The 15,357-nt window shown below is 69.5% G+C and carries 9 protein-coding genes and 1 pseudogene; 5 read left to right on the top strand and 5 right to left on the bottom strand.

What is annotated here, in order from left to right; genetic code table 11:
• Positions 1–75: 75 nt before the first annotated feature.
• Positions 76–1,143 (bottom strand): NAD(+) diphosphatase, encoded by a 1,068-nt coding sequence (gene nudC / locus ABIB29_RS02200; protein ID WP_354169651.1) that lies wholly within the window; start codon positions 1,141–1,143, stop codon positions 76–78.
• A gap of 188 nt (positions 1,144–1,331) precedes the next feature.
• Here nudC and ABIB29_RS02195 point away from each other — a divergent pair.
• Positions 1,332–2,276: pseudogene (locus tag ABIB29_RS02195) on the top strand (macrolide 2'-phosphotransferase); the annotation flags it as partial.
• 530 nt (positions 2,277–2,806) lie between these two features.
• Here the strand turns inward: ABIB29_RS02195 and ABIB29_RS02190 are convergent.
• The 3 genes from ABIB29_RS02190 to ABIB29_RS02180 all read right to left on the bottom strand — a co-directional run bounded on the left by ABIB29_RS02190 (position 2,807) and on the right by ABIB29_RS02180 (position 10,229).
• A complete protein-coding gene (locus ABIB29_RS02190; protein WP_354169650.1) occupies positions 2,807–6,382 on the bottom strand; it encodes an ATP-dependent helicase in 3,576 nt (1,191 codons plus the stop codon).
• Positions 6,379–9,615, bottom strand: coding sequence for an ATP-dependent helicase (locus ABIB29_RS02185; RefSeq protein WP_354169648.1), 3,237 nt, complete (start codon positions 9,613–9,615; stop codon positions 6,379–6,381). The genes ABIB29_RS02190 and ABIB29_RS02185 overlap by 4 nt, the downstream gene beginning before the upstream one ends.
• A gap of 197 nt (positions 9,616–9,812) precedes the next feature.
• The gene (locus tag ABIB29_RS02180; protein WP_354169646.1) at positions 9,813–10,229 is read right to left on the bottom strand and encodes an MGMT family protein; all 417 of its coding nucleotides are present in this window, start codon (positions 10,227–10,229) and stop codon (positions 9,813–9,815) included.
• 152 nt (positions 10,230–10,381) lie between these two features.
• On the opposite strand from ABIB29_RS02180, the gene ABIB29_RS02175 reads away from it, so the two are divergent.
• The 4 genes from ABIB29_RS02175 to ABIB29_RS02160 all read left to right on the top strand — a co-directional run bounded on the left by ABIB29_RS02175 (position 10,382) and on the right by ABIB29_RS02160 (position 13,902).
• Entirely contained in the window at positions 10,382–11,092 is a 711-nt protein-coding gene (locus ABIB29_RS02175) for a 3'-5' exonuclease (protein ID WP_354169644.1), read from the top strand.
• Between the two features lie 372 nt (positions 11,093–11,464).
• Positions 11,465–12,400, top strand: a complete 936-nt coding sequence (locus tag ABIB29_RS02170) for a substrate-binding periplasmic protein (RefSeq protein WP_354170275.1) — start codon at positions 11,465–11,467, stop codon at positions 12,398–12,400.
• A 3-nt stretch (positions 12,401–12,403) separates the two neighbouring features.
• On the top strand, positions 12,404–13,168 hold the full coding sequence (locus ABIB29_RS02165; protein WP_354169643.1) for an amino acid ABC transporter permease: 765 nt from the start codon (positions 12,404–12,406) through the stop codon (positions 13,166–13,168).
• Positions 13,165–13,902: an amino acid ABC transporter ATP-binding protein gene (locus ABIB29_RS02160; protein WP_354169641.1), complete on the top strand. Its 738-nt coding sequence runs from the start codon at positions 13,165–13,167 to the stop codon at positions 13,900–13,902. The genes ABIB29_RS02165 and ABIB29_RS02160 overlap by 4 nt, the downstream gene beginning before the upstream one ends.
• A 120-nt stretch (positions 13,903–14,022) precedes the next feature.
• Here ABIB29_RS02160 and hemL read toward each other — a convergent pair whose 3' ends face one another.
• On the bottom strand, positions 14,023–15,354 hold the full coding sequence (gene hemL / locus ABIB29_RS02155) for a glutamate-1-semialdehyde 2,1-aminomutase (RefSeq protein WP_354169639.1): 1,332 nt from the start codon (positions 15,352–15,354) through the stop codon (positions 14,023–14,025).
• Between the last annotated feature and the right edge of the window lie 3 nt (positions 15,355–15,357).

The following is a 15,357-nucleotide window of genomic DNA, read 5'->3' as shown; positions in this document are numbered from 1 at the left end:
CGAGGGTGTGCGGTGGATGCGCGGCGGTGGCCGGTCCGCGGCGCGGGGTTGCCGCTGCGGGTTGTCACGAGCACGTTAAGGGCTGTCTGCGCGGTCCCGGATGACCCCGCCATACCAGTGCTCGATCAGGGCCCGGGCGATGGACAGCCTGCTGGAGATGACAATCTCACCGCTAAGGACTGCCTCCTGCAGGTCGCTCCGGCTGAACCAGCGCGCCCGCGTGACCTCGACGCCGTCGGGCGTGGCTTCGGTGTCGGCGGTTGTGGCGGTGAAACCGAGCATCAGCGAGGCCGGGAACGGCCATGGCTGGGACCCGAGGTACTGGCAGGCGGTGACCCGCACGCCGACTTCCTCGCCGATCTCCCGGACCACTGCTTGTTCCAGCGACTCCCCCGGTTCGACGAACCCGGCGAGGGTGGAGTAGTTCCGCGCATCAAGGGGGCCGCCGCCGCCGAGCAGCAAACGGCCGTCCGCTCCCACCACCGTAACGATGATGGCCGGATCGGTTCGCGGGTAGTGCTCGGAGCCGTCCGCGGGGCAACGGCGGACCCAGCCTCCGGCTTCCGGCGCGGTGGCGGTGCCGCAGCGGGGGCAGTGCGTGTGCGTGGCGTGCCAGTTGGCGATGGCGCTGGCCTCGATGAAAATTGCGGTGTCCGTGGGGTTCAGCGAGGCCGCGACGTCACGGAACCCCGCCCACTGCGCGCCCTCGGGGATGCCGGCAATGTGGGCTTCGAATTCCTCGGCCTGGACCTCGAACTGCTGGGGCAGGATGAAGAGGACCAGTTCGGTTCCCGCCACAAGGTCCGAGCCGGGCAGGGCGGAGCCCAGATAGATCAGCTGGTCCGGGGCGTAGGCCGTGTCCTGCAGGTGCCGGGCGAGTTCGACGGCGTCCAGCAGGACCAGGCTGCTGCCGTTGATGAGGGCCTGCCGGCCGGACAGCACCATGGCCCGTGCAGCGCCGGAGTCCATAAGTTCCTCAAGCATCCCGGGCTTCAGCCGCGCGGCGGATCCCCGGTCTATCAGCGCCGGACGCACCGGGAGGACAGTGTCCAGGAGATGGTTGGCGGCCAGTCCGTTGTGCGGGGAGATTGGCGTGCCCGCCTGGGCTTGGCTATTGGGCGCCGGTGACTCCGCAAGACTCATGTACCCACCGTACTGACTCCCGCTGACAAATGACATTTCTCCCGCGCGTATGTGGGCATCCGCACGTGCCCTGCGGTGGCGGCAGGGTCCGGCGCAGGAACGGAGCCCCGTGGGCAATTTATTCCCGAACTTTCAGACTCGCCGTGGTGCATCGCCGTCTTGGGCGCCGCTCAATCTACCGTGGAAGCGTGAGAAGAAAACCAATCGAACTGGCAGCTGTGGCAACCGCGGCGGTCCCCGGACTGACCCCGACCGCCGTCAGCTCAGCGCCCGACGATCCGGCGGACTTCGACTCGGCCCTCCTCCTGGACTCCGAGGGAAAGCGCTGGCGCGTCCGCTCGCCGCGCCACGCCGAGGCCAGCGCACGGCTGGAAACGGAATTCCTGGTGCTGCGCGCCTTCCTCCCGGGCATCCGCGCAGAGCTGCCCTTCCTGATGCCCACCGTGGCCGGCACCGTGCGTCAGGGCGCGCTCAGCACTTTCGTTTACTCGCATCTGGCAGGCTCGACCCGCTCGGTGGAGGAGCTTGGCGCCGCATCGCCGGCTGTGGCCCGCGAAATCGGCGCGGCCCTCGCAGCCATCCATGACTTGCCCCACTCGCTGGTCAGCAATGCCGATTTGCCCAGCTATACGCCCAACGAGTTCCGCCAGCGCCGCCTCAACGAACTGGACCAGGCCGCCACCACCGGCAAGATTCCGCCCTTGTTGCTTCGCCGCTGGGAACACGCCCTCGAGGACGTCTCCCTCTGGCGCTTCAACCCCTGCGTGGTCCATGGGGACCTTCATGAGGACAACCTGCTGGTCGACGGCGACCGCGTGACGGCTGTGACGGGTTGGACCGATCTCCGGATCGGCGACCCGGCCGACGACATGGCCTGGCTGGTCGCGTCCAACGACCAGGACTTCGTGGATGCCGTCCTGGCGCACTACACCTCGTCCCGGCGCGACGTTCCGGACGCCCATCTGCTGCGGCGTGCGGCGCTCTCAGCCGAATTCGCCCTGGCGCAGTACCTCGTCAAGGGCATCGCGACCGGGAACCAGGACATGATCGACGAGGCCGAGTCCATGCTCACCGCACTAGCCGAGGACGTCGCTGAGCACGGCGGGCAGCCGATCAGCGTTGAACCGCTCCCCCAGTCCACCCCTGCTCCCGGCGCCGCATCAGGCCAGGCGCCGCAGCCGTCAGCTGCGGGCAATGCGCCGGTGCCTGCCGTGAGCAAGGTGACCCTGCTGGCCCCGGACCCGGTCTCCGGCCTTGCCGCCGTTCCCTCCAGCACCGCGATGCCTGCCGTCCACGTGACCCCCATCCCGCTCGAAGTGGCCGGGGGTGGCAGCGCGGCCGGAGATGACAGTGCGCCTCGGGCTGACAGCGCGGCCGGGGATGGCAGCGCGGCTGACCGCAACAGAGCCGGCGAAGGCTCTGAGCCGGCGCCCAAACAGGTTTCCGGTGTCTCCGTGACCGCGATACCCGACGACGCGCCGGCCGGCCAGGAATCCTCCGAGGAAGACACCTCAACCCAGTCGATCGCCGTCATCCCGGCAGATGCCCAGGAAGGGGCGCAGGCCCGGACCGAGACCGTGGTCCCGGCCGAAGCGGCAGCCCCGGCGAACCCGGCAGACGACACCTCGACGACCGCTCTCACGGTGGTCGAGGCGAAGTCCCGCTAGCCGGTCCCCAGGGCCGTGGCCACGATTTGTTCGAGCCGTTCCGCTGAGCCCAGATCGTGCGGCCGGACCACCTGGTTGTCCGCCACATAGTAGAACGCCGCCCGGACCTGGTCCAGCGGGACGTCCTTGAGCCGGGCCCAGGCCAGCCGGTACACGGCCAGCTGGACCGCCTTGGTCTTCAGCTGCGCGGCGGACGGACGGCGGCCGGTCTTCCAGTCCACCAGGTCCCAGCTGCCGTCGGCATCGCGGAAGACGGCGTCGATCCGGCCGCGGACCACGACGTCACCAATCCGGGTCTCCACCGGTACCTCAACGTGGGCCGGGGCGCGGTTGGCCCACTCCGACCGGCGGAAGGTCTCCACCATGCTGTCCAGACCGTACGCTGCGTCGATGTGGTCGTCGGAGCCGGCCGCCTCGCCGAGGTCCAGCATGCCGGCGGCGCCGAAGTACTCCTCCACCCAGGCATGGAAGGCGGTGCCTTTGCGGGCCGACATCCCCGGTTCCCGCGGGACCGGGCGGCGGAGCCGGGCGACGACGGAGCCTGCGTCGTCTTCCAGATCCACCAGGGTGGACGCGGAGATGTGGCCCGGCAGGTGCACGTCGTGGACCGCGGTCCGGCGGGAACGGCGTTCCAGCAGGGTCGCGGCCTCGTAAGCCCAGCCGCCGGCGGGCCCGCGCAACGGCCGGCGTTTGTCCGATCCGGGGCCGCCGGGCCCGGCGGCGGCATCCTGCAGCACGTCGGAGTCCAGGGACGCCAGCACCCGTGCCGCCGCGGACTGCATGGCCGCGCGCCGGCCGGGAACCAGCCGCAGCCGGGACCCGGTGCGCGGATCGAGAGGCCCCTCAAGAGGGTCATACGGCCAGCCGGCGACCTCCAGTTCCGAGGTCAGCGGGCTCTCCTCCGGCAGTGATTCCTCGCTGACGGACTGCGGGTGGATCGTGGCGGCGCCGTCCGCCACCAGCACCTCGAGTCCGGCCAGGAAGGGCGACATGTCCGCCATCCCGGCGCGCGAGCCCACCCAGGCTGCACTGGAAACCCAGAGCACGTGTTTCGCGCGGGTGTACGCCACGTAGGCCAGCCGCCGCTCTTCGGCCTCGCCGTGAACCTGCACGGCGGACTTAAACTCCTTCTCGGCGTCGAGCCAGCCTTTTTGGTCGGGATGTTCAAGGTCCCATTGCGGCAGGTCCGCGCGGTCCCCGCGCAGCGGCCAGGGCAGTGCGGCGCTGCCGCTGCTCCAGCGTGAGTCCCGGCTGCTGGGGAAGGCCCCGGCGTTGAGCCCGGGCACGAAGACGACATCCCACTCCAGGCCCTTGGAGGCGTGCACGGTCAGCAGTTGCACCGCTTCGTGGTTCACTTCCGGTGCGGCGGCGTCCAGGCCGTTCTCCTCGGCGGCCGCGGCCTCCAGCCAGGCCAGGAAGGCGAGAACGTCGACCCGGTGCGAGGTGTGCAGGAACCCGGCGGCGGCGTCCTGGAAGGCATCCAGGTTGCGGCGGGCCTGATGAATGCTGATCCCGGGCCGTGCCGAGACCTCGATGTCCAGCAGCATGGCCCGCTCCACCTCGCCGAGCAGGGTGGTGAGATCATCGCCCATGTAGCCACGCAGCTGCCGGAGTTCCGTCGAGAGCCGGTGGAGCCGCTCCAGCGCCTCGGCGCTGAGCTGGCGGCCGTGCGCAGAGGTCCAGCCTTCGCGCGGGAGCCAGTCGAGGGCTTCGACCAGGCTGGCGGCGTCGGTGAGGTCGCCCTCGATCACCGCCGCCTCCGCGCCGTCGTCGGTGTCGTCGTCCGGGGTCCCGGAGCGTCCGCGGCGCCGGGCGAGGAAGCTGGACCAGTCCCGCAGTGCCATCAGGTCCGCGGGTCCGATCCGCCAGCGGGCACCGGCGAGCAGCCGCATCAGCGAATCGGAGCGGCCCGGATCCGCCAGCACCCGGAGGGTCGCGACCAGGTCGACGATCTCGGGGGTATCCAGCAGACCGCCGAGGCCGACGATCTCGTACGGGATCCCGCGCACCTCGAATTCCCGGCGGACGCATTCCATCTGGGCGCGCCGGCGGCACAGCACCGCCATGGCGGGAGGCTCAGGCTCCGTTGCCGACCCGTCAAAGTCGGTCACCCGGAACTTCAGAACGTCGCCCGCGATGGCCGCGGCCTCGTCCTCGTCGGTGCCAAAACGGCCCATCACCACACGGCCCTGGACCGCAGCCGGGCTGGGCTGCAGCGGCGGAACCTCGACACCCCCGGCGGTGTCCCGCTCGCCGGCCGGGCCGGTCTGGGCTGCGGCCTTGCTGAGCGGCGCCGAAATGACGTTGGCGGCGGAGAGGATGTTCCGGCCGTTGCGCCACGCCGTGGTGAGGTACGACGTCGGGGCGACGGCAAAGCGCGCAGTGTCATCAGGGCCGGCAGGACCGGCAGTTTCGGTAGGGGCGGCAGCGTTGTCAGCGCCCGCGGCGCCGTCGCGGGCCCCCAGCCGCACCGGGAATTCCCGGACAAAGTGGAAGAGCTGGCCTGCGGAGGCGCCGCGGAAGCCGTAGATGGACTGGTTGGGGTCCCCCACCGCGGTGACTGCGTGGCCGTCGCCGAACAGCCGGGAAAAGAGCACCAGCTGGGCGTGTGACGTGTCCTGGAACTCGTCCAGCAGCACCACCTTGTAGCGCTGGCGTTCGGTTTCCGCGGCGACCGGGATCTCGTTGGCGACGCGGGCGGCGAGGGCCACGAGGTCGCCGAAGTCGAGGGCGCCGCGGGCCCGCTTGGCGTCCGTGTAGCGTCCCACCATCTCCGCGACGCTGGCCCGCGTGCGCAGCAGCCCGCTGAGCTCGCCCACGGCCTGGCTGGGGTTCTTTTTTGCGGTGGCGAGGTAGGGCAGCGCCTCGAACTCGGACACCCGGTCCAGCAGCCAGCCCCGGACCCCGGCCGGGTCCTGAAGATGCTCAGCGCACTCGCCGGCGAGCTGGATGACTGCCTTGACCAGGGTGGATTTGGCGGAACGGAAGTGCTCGTACTCGCCGTCGAAGGCTTCCACGACCTCGCTGGCGAGCTGGAAGGACTGGGCGCCGCCGAGCAGCACGACGTCACGCTCAACACCGAGCCGGAGCCCGTAGTCGGACACGATCCCGCTGGCGTACGAGTGGTAGGTGGAAACCTTGGGTTCCAGCGAGTCGGTGCTCAGCAGCCCGGGAGGGAACACCCGGTTCTGCGTGTCCTCCGCGGCGATGCGCTGGAGCGCGGCCAGCTTCGCGCGGATGCGGGTGGCCAGCTCCCCGGCCGCCTTCCGGGTGAAGGTCACGCCGAGCACTTCCTCCGGCCGGACCCAACCGTTGGCGACGAGCCACACCACGCGATCGGCCATGGTGGCGGTTTTGCCCGAACCAGCGCCGGCAATAACGAGCCGGGGTGACAGCGGCGAGGAAATAATGCGCGACTGCTCGGCTGTGGGGCTGTTCCTCTCGCCCAGCAGGGAAGAGAGCTCCTCGGGGGTAAACCGCGGGGAGGGAAGGGCTGCGGGAACGGCTGCGGGCACGGCTGCGGGCACGGCTGCGTCCGCGTCCGCGGCGACGGCAGTTGTCCTGGTGCTCATTCGGTAACCTGCTTTCCCCGCAGGCACAGCGGGCAGACTTCGGGAAGACGGCAGCCGTGGCCGCCGTGGCCGCCCTTGGACGGATCGTGGCGGGCCTCGAAAGTGCTCCCGGACATCACCCGGGCGGCATCGCCGACCATGCCCAGGGCCCAGTTCTCCGTCGGGTCAAGGGGAGCCTGGGCCTGGATGCCCGGGCTTTTGGTGGTGGTGCCGAGCTGGGCCAGGACGGCCCCGCCGGGTAAGGGGGGCGGGCCGTCGTCGGGACCGGCGAAGCCTCCGGCCAGCACTGCGGCCTGATAGGCGCCCAGCTGCGGATGCCGCTCGAGGTCGGCCTTGCCCAGCTGCCGCTTGCCGGTCTTGAGGTCCACGACGACCAGCCGGCCCTCGGCGTCGATCTCCAGCCGGTCGACCTGGCCGCGCAACACGGCCGGGCGGGCCGGCCAGGAGTCGCCGTCAGCGCCAGCGTCAGGGTTGGAGTCAGTACCGGGGTTTCCGGCCGGGGCCACGACGTCCGGGAGTTTGACTTCGAAGTCCAGCTCGACGCCGACCAGGGACCGGCCTTCGCTGCGCATCACCAGCACGTACTGGGCGAGCTTCCGGACCATGGTTTCGGCGCGCTGGAAGTCCAGCTTGCCCTCCCAGTTGTCCTTCATCCCCAGCGCCGGCCAGCGTCGGACGAGTTCGGCCACGTATTCGCTGCCGGCGGCATCCGGGAGATCCTGCGCGATGGCGTGGACAAGGGTGCCCAGGCTGCGGGCGAAGTCGGTGGCGGCCTCCCCGCCGGCGGCCTGGACAAACCAGTCCAGCGGCGATTTCTGCACGGTCTCCACCTTCGACGGCGAGACGTACACGGTGCCGCCGGGCGGAACGACAGGCTCCTCGGTGGACAGCGGTGCAAGGCCCCACCAGCTGGCGGGGTGCGCTCCGGGCACGGGCGGCTCGGCCGCGGCCAGGGCGCCGAGGACGGCGCTGGCCTGCAGGGCTTCAGGAGTCCCGGCATCGAGCTGGGCGTACTGGCGCAGCTCGGCGACCAGGGCGCGCAGGGTGAGCGGACGTTCCACCGGGGTGAAGCCGCGCCGGTCCTGGTCCGGGCCCAGCGGCGCGACGTAGTCCAGGAACGAGGACGGCTGTTCGTCCTCCGAGGACACAGCGGTACAGATCAGCACCTGCTGTGCCCGCGACACCGCGGTGGAGAAGCTGCGCAGCTCGTCATAGCGGATTTCGCGCAGCCGGCTGAGGGGATCCAGCTGCAGGGCGTATTCCACGCCGTGCTCGACGGCGTCCGCGAACAGTGTGCTGCCGAGCAGTTCGCCGCGGAGCCTGGTGTTGGGCCACACGCCCTCCTGCAGGCCGGGGACGATGACCACGGGCCATTCCCGGCCGGCGGCGCTGGCCGGGGTCATCAGTTCCACCGCGTCCTCGAGCTGGGCCCGAGCGGCGAGGGTGTCCATCGGGAGTTCCTGGCTGAGCAGGTACTCGAGGAACTGCTCGGGTCCTGAACCGGGGAGCTGGTCCACAAAACGCTCGGCGGTGTGGAACAGGGCCATCATGGCGTCGAGGTCCCGGTCCGCCCGGGCCCCGGCCGATCCCCCGGCCAGCGCCGCCTCGGTCCAGCGCGCGGCGAGGCCGGTGGAATTCCAGAGCGCCCACAACACCGTTTCGGCGTTGCCCCCGGGAGCCTGGGCAGCGTCCCGGCCGGCCTGGATCATCCGGGCGATCCGGCGCGCTGACTGCCCTTCAATGCCAAGGGTCCCCAGCGCGCCCCGTTCCAGCAGCGCCTCGACGAGGAGTACGTCGGACGTGCGGCCACCGCCGCCCAGGATTTCCTCACGGCGCAGGGACTGGCGCAGGCGCCGCAGCTCGATCGCGGTGGATCCGCCGATCCGTGAGGTCAGCAGCGCCACGGCCGCCTCGGGGGTCAGCACCGCCGGGTCCAGCGCCACGGCATAGGCATCCAGCAAGGGCCGGACGGCGACCTCGTCCCGGACCGCGGATTCGGCCACCGGGATCCGGACCGGGATGCCCTGGCCTGCGAGGTAGCGTTGTATTTGGCTGAGCTGGCCGCCGTTGCGGACGATCACGGCGATGTCGCCGAGTTCGCGGCCGTCGTTGAGCTGGGCTTCCAGGATCCGTTGCGCCACGTAGCGCAGTTCGTGCACCGGCGAGGGCAGCAGGTGCGCTTCGACAGTGCCGGCGGTGGTGCCCGGGTTCCGGGGCTGTTCGAGCCGGCGCGCGGACTGCCCGCCGGCGCGGCTGGAGATCCGTCCGGCGACGGACAGCCACGCGTCCGCCACCGCCGGGGTGTGGCGGTGGGCGGTCCAGAGCGGCCGTTCGAGGACGGTGCCGCCGGCCGGGGCGAGCAGCCGGGGAAGCTCGGCCACCAGGTCCGGGCGCGCGCCGCGGAACCCCTGGACCACGGTGTCCGGCGATGAGGTGATGAGGGCTTCCTTGCCCGCGGCGATGTCCGCGAGCAGTTCGAACACGGCAGGGTTGGCTTCCTGCATGTCGTCCACCAGCACCAGCTGGAGCCTGTCGCGTTCGGCGGCGAGGAAGTCAGGTTCGTCCTGGAAGATCTGCCGGGCTGCGGTGATGATGCCGGCCGGGTCAAAGGACTCGGGCATACGCAGGTCCAGGACGTCGCGGTACTCCGCATACAGCGCGGCCGCAGCCACCCAGTCCGGCCGGTGGCAGCGCCGGGCGAGGACCACAAGGTCCTCGGCGGTCCGCCCGGATTCGATGATCCGGTCAAAGAGCTGGCGGACTTCCTGCCGGAACCCGCGGGTCTGCAGGGCAGCGCCCAGATCCTCCGGCCAGGGCAGTTCGAGTCCGGGCTGCGCGTGGCCTTCGAGGAGCTCCTTGATGATCAGGTCCTGTTCCGGGCCGGAGAGGAGTTTCGGCGGGCGCGGCAGCGGCAGGATCCCTTCGGCCTTGGCGCGCCGGATCAGGTCGAAGGCGTACGACGCCCAGGTGCGGGCCGGCGTCGTGCTCAGACTGCGGTCCAGCCGGGCGGTGAAGCGGTCCCGGAGCGAGTCGGCGGCGAGGCGTCCCGGGGCGAGGATGAGCATCCGTTCGGGATCGATGCCGTCCCGCTGCGCGCGCCGGACGGCGGCCTCGACGAGCACCGTCGATTTGCCGGTCCCCGGCGCTCCGGGGACCAGGACCGGACCGGAGCCGTGCGGTACGTCGACGGCGGCGAGCTGGTCCGCCGTCAGCACAGGCACCGCGTTGTGCATCGTGCGCGGGGGCAGCAGGCGAAGTGCGGATCCGGAGGCCCCCGGCCTGGCGGGGCGCTGCCCGGCCTTGGCGGGCCTCCCCGTGGCGGGCTGTGGTGGTGCGGGCTGTGTCGATGTTGGCTGTGTCGATGTTGGCTGTGTCGATGTGGGCTGTGTCGATGTGGGCTGGAGGGACTCGGGGTTGCTGCTCGGGATGCTCACACAGTCATTTCATCATTCGGGGCCGACAGTTTGCGCAAGGACCGCTCCAGCCGCTCGGCCACGGCGTCAACCCGGTCGAAATCACCGTCGCTCGGTGCCCAGCGGGCCGCCATCAGGTCCACGCGCCAGCGTCCCTCTCCGGTTCGGAGGTACTCCGCATAATTTCCCAGCAGCGGGGTCCCTTCCAGGATGTACAGGGTGAGGGCCTCACGTTCGTGCCCCGGGGGCGCGTCACCGCTGGCCTTCAGGACCCGCCACCAGGGCACGGAGCTGCCGTGGTGGCTCATGACGGAGCCGATCTGCCGGGCGCCGCCGGAGCCGAGGAGTTCGGCGACGTCACCGTACGCCACCGCGGCGCCGGCGGGGATCAATGCCACCACATCCAGCACCGCCTCCACATACTCCATCCGCATGACACCAGCCTAGCGGCCGGGGCTCCAAGCGGGCGGCCGGAGCGCGCGCCGCCGTCGGCCTTCCGGGCATTCTTTGGCGCGGTGCGGTGACACCGGACCGGGGCGCGGGGTGGTGGCGCATTTCTGTCGGAGGCAGCAGGTAGCGTTGAAGCATGAGCACTTGGAACACCCTCCCCCGCGCAGCCTTCGACCTTGAAACCACCGGACGGAACTCCCGCTCCGCGCGGATCGTCACGGCGTCCATCACCGTGGTGGATGCCGACGGCGGGATCGTCAAGGAACACGAGTGGATGGCGGATCCGGGGGTTGAGATTCCGACCGAGGCCAGCGACATCCACGGCGTCACGACGGAGCGGGCCCGCAGCGAAGGCCGTCCTGCCGCGGACGTGACGCGGGAGGTCGCCGCTGCGCTCCAAGAACTCTTCGACACCGGAGTGCCGGTCATCGCCTTTAACGCCAGCTACGACTTCACCGTGCTCGCCGCCGAGTCGGCCCGTTACGGTGTGCCGCAGCTGTCCCGCTTCCCGGTACTGGATCCGTACATCATGAACAAGCAGGTGGACCGGTACCGCAAGGGCAAGCGGACCCTGACCGCCCTCTGCGAGGAGTACGGGGTGAACCTGGACAACGCCCACACCTCGGCAGCCGACGCCCTGGCCACCCTGCGCATGCTCGATGCCATGGCAGGGAAGTTCCCCAAGCTCCGGATGCCGGCCAGCCACCTGCACCAGCTCCAGATCGAATGGGCCTCCGCCCAGGCCTCCGATTTCCAGAGCTACCTGCGCAAGACCAAGCCCGCCGCCGTGATCGAAGGCGACTGGCCGGTGCTGCCGCCCGAGGACGCCAGCCGCGGGGACTTCTAGGGCGGCCCGGCTTCTTAAAACGAAACGTTCGGGCACTTTGGGCCTGTGAATAAGCCTCCACGGCCTGCATTTCCAGCGTTTGCGACGGAACTCACATATCCGGGTCATGCCGGCGGCCATGGCCACCTCCGGCAATCATTCCGCCCCGCCCGTCCTGCGGTGCCCAGATCGCCGACGATTGACCGCACGCTTGAAGCGGATTCGGTGGCGACGGACCGCACCGCGCACTAATTCGGATTCATGCACCCATGGTGCCAAGTGAAACAATTATATTTCGCAGGCTTGCCTGCCCCTGCCTGCGCCGAAGCGCCGAGGCCCGGGGCGTTGCGCGACCCCCGACTCCCACTGTCGTCCGATGAAAGTGATTGCGTGATGAAAAACAAAGCCATGAAGTGGCTGACTACGGTTCCTGTGGCGATCGCCGTTGCCGTCTCGCTGGCCGCGTGCGGCGGCGGAGCGGCCGCCCCGAGCGGAACGCCCACCGATGCCCTCGCCGGCAGCGACCAGACTTCCCTGGACAAGTACACAACCGCGGACGTCACCCCCCTGGACCAGATCGACAAGTCCCAGCTCGGCCTGCTGAGCGAGGGAACCCTCACCGTCGGAACCCTCTCGGACGCCCCGCCGAATATCTTCATCGACGAGTCCGGCAAGTTCACCGGCTACGACAACGAGCTGCTGCGCGCGATCGCGGCGAAGCTTGACCTCGAGGTTGAGTTCAAGTCCACCGGCTTCGCGTCGCTGCTCTCCCAGGTCCAGAACAAGCAGTTCGACCTCGGATCCTCCTCGATCTCCACCACGGACGCCCGGCGCAAGACGGTCGGATTCACCAACGGCTACGACTTCGGCTACATGGCCGTTGTCGCCAAGGAGGATGACAAGGTCAAGGGCTTCAAGGACCTGACCAAGGACACCCGCATCGCGGTCGTCCAGGGCACGGTGCAGGATGACTACGTCACCAACACCCTGCAGATCGAGCCGGTCCGCTTTGAGGACTACAACACTGCCTACGCCAACCTGAAGAACGGCCAGGTGGACGCCTGGGTCGCTCCGTCCCAGCAGGCCACCGGCCAGGTCAAGGAAGGCGACGGCACAGTCATCGCCGAGTCCGTGGTGAACACCCAGAACTTCACCGCCTACGCCGTGAACTCGGACAACCAGGCACTCGTTGATGCCCTCAACTCGGGCCTCGACGCCGTGATTGCCGATGGCACCTGGTCCAAGCTGACCAAGGAATGGTACCCGGACCGCGAAACCCCGGACACGTGGTCCCCGGGTTCCAAGGCTGTCATCGTCCCGAAGTCCTAGTCCATGGATGCACTCGATCAACTCGCAAAGACCTTCTTTGACTGGGAGGCGATGGCAGCTGTCGTACCGTCCATGCTCACGGTCGGTCTGCCCAACACCCTGATCCTGGCGGTTTCCTCGGGCGTGCTCGGGTGCATCCTGGGCATGATCCTGGCCATCATGGGCACGTCCCGCAACACTGTGCTGCGCTGGCTGTCCAGGATCTACACGGACGTCTTCCGCGGCGTACCGGCCATTGTGGTCATCCTGCTCATCGGAATCGGGCTCGGGCCCATCATCCGGCAGCTGACCGGATCCACGAACCCGTTCCCGCTCGGCATCCTGGCCCTGACCCTCATGGCGTCGGCCTACATCGGTGAGATCTTCCGCTCCGGCATCCAGAGCGTGGAAAAGGGCCAGCTCGAAGCGTCACGGGCGCTGGGGTTCAGCTACAACTCCTCGATGAGTCTTGTCGTGATCCCGCAGGGCGTCCGCCGCGTGCTGCCGGCCCTCGTGAACCAGTTCATTTCGCTGATCAAGGACTCGTCCCTGATCTATCTGCTGGGTCTTCTCGCGAGCCAGCGGGAGATCTTCCGCATCGGCAACGACGCGGCAGCCAACACGGGGAACCTCTCCCCCCTGATCGCTGCAGCTGCGTTGTACCTCGTGCTGACCGTTCCCCTCACCCACTTGGTCAATTACATCGACAACCGCCTGCGCACCGGCCGTCCGGAGAAGAAGCAGCCGGACGACGCCGCGGCCCTGATCGGGAAGGGAGCACAGCCATGAGCGAATTCGCCTCCGGCTCGCTGACCGGCAAGAACCTGCACCTGTCCTTCGGCTCCAACCACGTTCTCCGCGGCATTGACCTGCACGTCGAGAAGGGCACCACCGCGTCGGTGATCGGCCCGTCCGGTTCCGGCAAGTCCACTCTCCTGCGGGTGATGAACCGCCTGATCGAACCGGACCAGGGCGACATCCTGCTGGACGGGCGGTCAGTGCTCAAAGACAATCCGGATGAACTGCGCCAGCGCATCGGAATGGTGTTCCAGCAGTTCAACCTGTTCCCGCACAAGACCGTGGTGGACAACGTCTCCCTCGCGCTGCGCAAGCTGCGCAAACTCCCGGCCGATCAGGCGCGGGCCGAAGCCCTCGAGCAGCTCGACCTCGTCGGCCTCAAGCACAAGGCGGACGCCCGTCCGGCCAACCTGTCCGGCGGGCAGCAGCAGCGGGTGGCGATCGCGCGGGCGCTGGCCATGAAACCGGAAGTGATGTTCTTCGACGAGGCCACCTCTGCCCTCGACCCGGAGCTCGTCAAGGGCGTGCTGGCTTTGATGGCCGACCTCGCCAAGGGCGGCATGACCATGGTTGTTGTGACGCATGAGATGGGCTTCTCCCGCAACGTCTCGGACACCGTCACCTTTATGGACGCCGGTGTCGTCGTGGAATCCGGTCCGCCGGAACAGCTCTTCACGAACCCACAGACGGAACGGCTCCAGGGCTTCCTCTCGGACGTCCTGTAATCCGCAGAACTGCAGCTTAAACACTTGAGGCACCCGCCGCGGCGGGTGCCTCAAGTGTTTAACCACGCCCGGGACCGGCGGCCGCTGCTGTACAGCCTTCGGGGCTAGGCAACTATCGGGCTAGGCCTTCGCGGCGGCCGCGGCCTTGGCTGCGGCCGGCAGGGCGTCGAAGATCCGGTTCATCGCGGCGTCGTCGTGCGCGGCGGACAGGAACCAGGCTTCGAAGACCGACGGCGGCAGGTACACCCCGGAGTCCAGCATGGAGTGGAAGAACGGCGCGTAGCGGAACGCTTCCTGGCCCTGGGCGTCGTCGTAGTTGTGCACTCCCCGGGCGGACGTGCCGAAGGCCACCGAGAACAGGTTCCCGGCACGCTGGATCGAGTGGTCCACCCCTGCCGTCTCCAGGGCCGCCGACAGGGCCGCGGAGAGCTCCAGCGAGCGGGCGTCCACAAAGGAGTAGACCTCGGGGGTCGCGTGCGTCAGGGTCGCGACGCCGGCAGCCATCGCCACCGGGTTTCCGGACAGCGTGCCCGCCTGGTACACCGGGCCCAGCGGCGCGAGGTAGTCCATGACCTCGGCGCGGCCGGCGAGGGCCGCCGTCGGCATCCCGCCGCCGATGACCTTGCCGAAAGTGAGCAGGTCCGGGGTCCACGGCTGGGCAGCGTCGGCCGCGCCGCCGGTGAGTCCCCAGTAGCCGGAGTATCCGGTCCGGAAGCCGGTGAGGACCTCGTCGAGGATCAGCAGGGCACCGTGTTCGCGCGTGATCCGGGCCAGGCCCGCGTTGAAGCCCTCACCCGGGGTGACAACACCCATGTTGGCAGGGGCCGCTTCGGTGATGACGGCGGCGATGTTGTCGCCGTGCTTGGCGAACGCGGCCTCGACGGCGGCGAGGTCGTTGTAGGGCAGCACGAGGGTCTCGGCGGCGGTGGCGGCCGTGACGCCGGCGGAGCCCGGCAGCGCCAGGGTGGCGAGCCCGGAGCCGGCCGCGGCGAGCAGCCCGTCGAGGTGGCCGTGGTAGCAGCCGGCAAACTTGATGATGAGGTCACGGCCGGTGAAGCCGCGGGCCAGCCGGACGGCGGTCATGGTCGCCTCGGTGCCGGTGGAGACCATCCGGACGCGCTCGGCGGCGGGGACGCGTTCCTGGACGATCGCGGCGAGGTTCGCCTCGTCCGGGGTGGACGCCCCGAAGGACAGTCCGCGGTCCACCGCGGCGTGCACGGCGGCGAGGACCGCCGGATGGGCATGTCCCAGCAGCGCCGGGCCCCAGGAACAGACCAGGTCGACGTATTCAGCGCCGTCGGCATCGGTCAAGTAGGGGCCCTTGGCGGAGACCATAAAACGCGGCGTCCCGCCGACGGAGCCGAAGGCGCGGACGGGCGAGTTCACGCCGCCGGGCATCAGCTGGCGGGCGCGGTTGAAGAGTTCCTCGTTGCGAGGGTGGCTGGAAGTCATGAG

Source organism: Arthrobacter sp. UYEF36 (genome assembly GCF_040547025.1).
Taxonomy (GTDB): Bacteria; Actinomycetota; Actinomycetes; order Actinomycetales; family Micrococcaceae; genus Arthrobacter.
The sequence above is the reverse complement of the archived record's forward strand: the minus strand, read 5'-3'. Positions and strand labels throughout refer to the sequence as shown.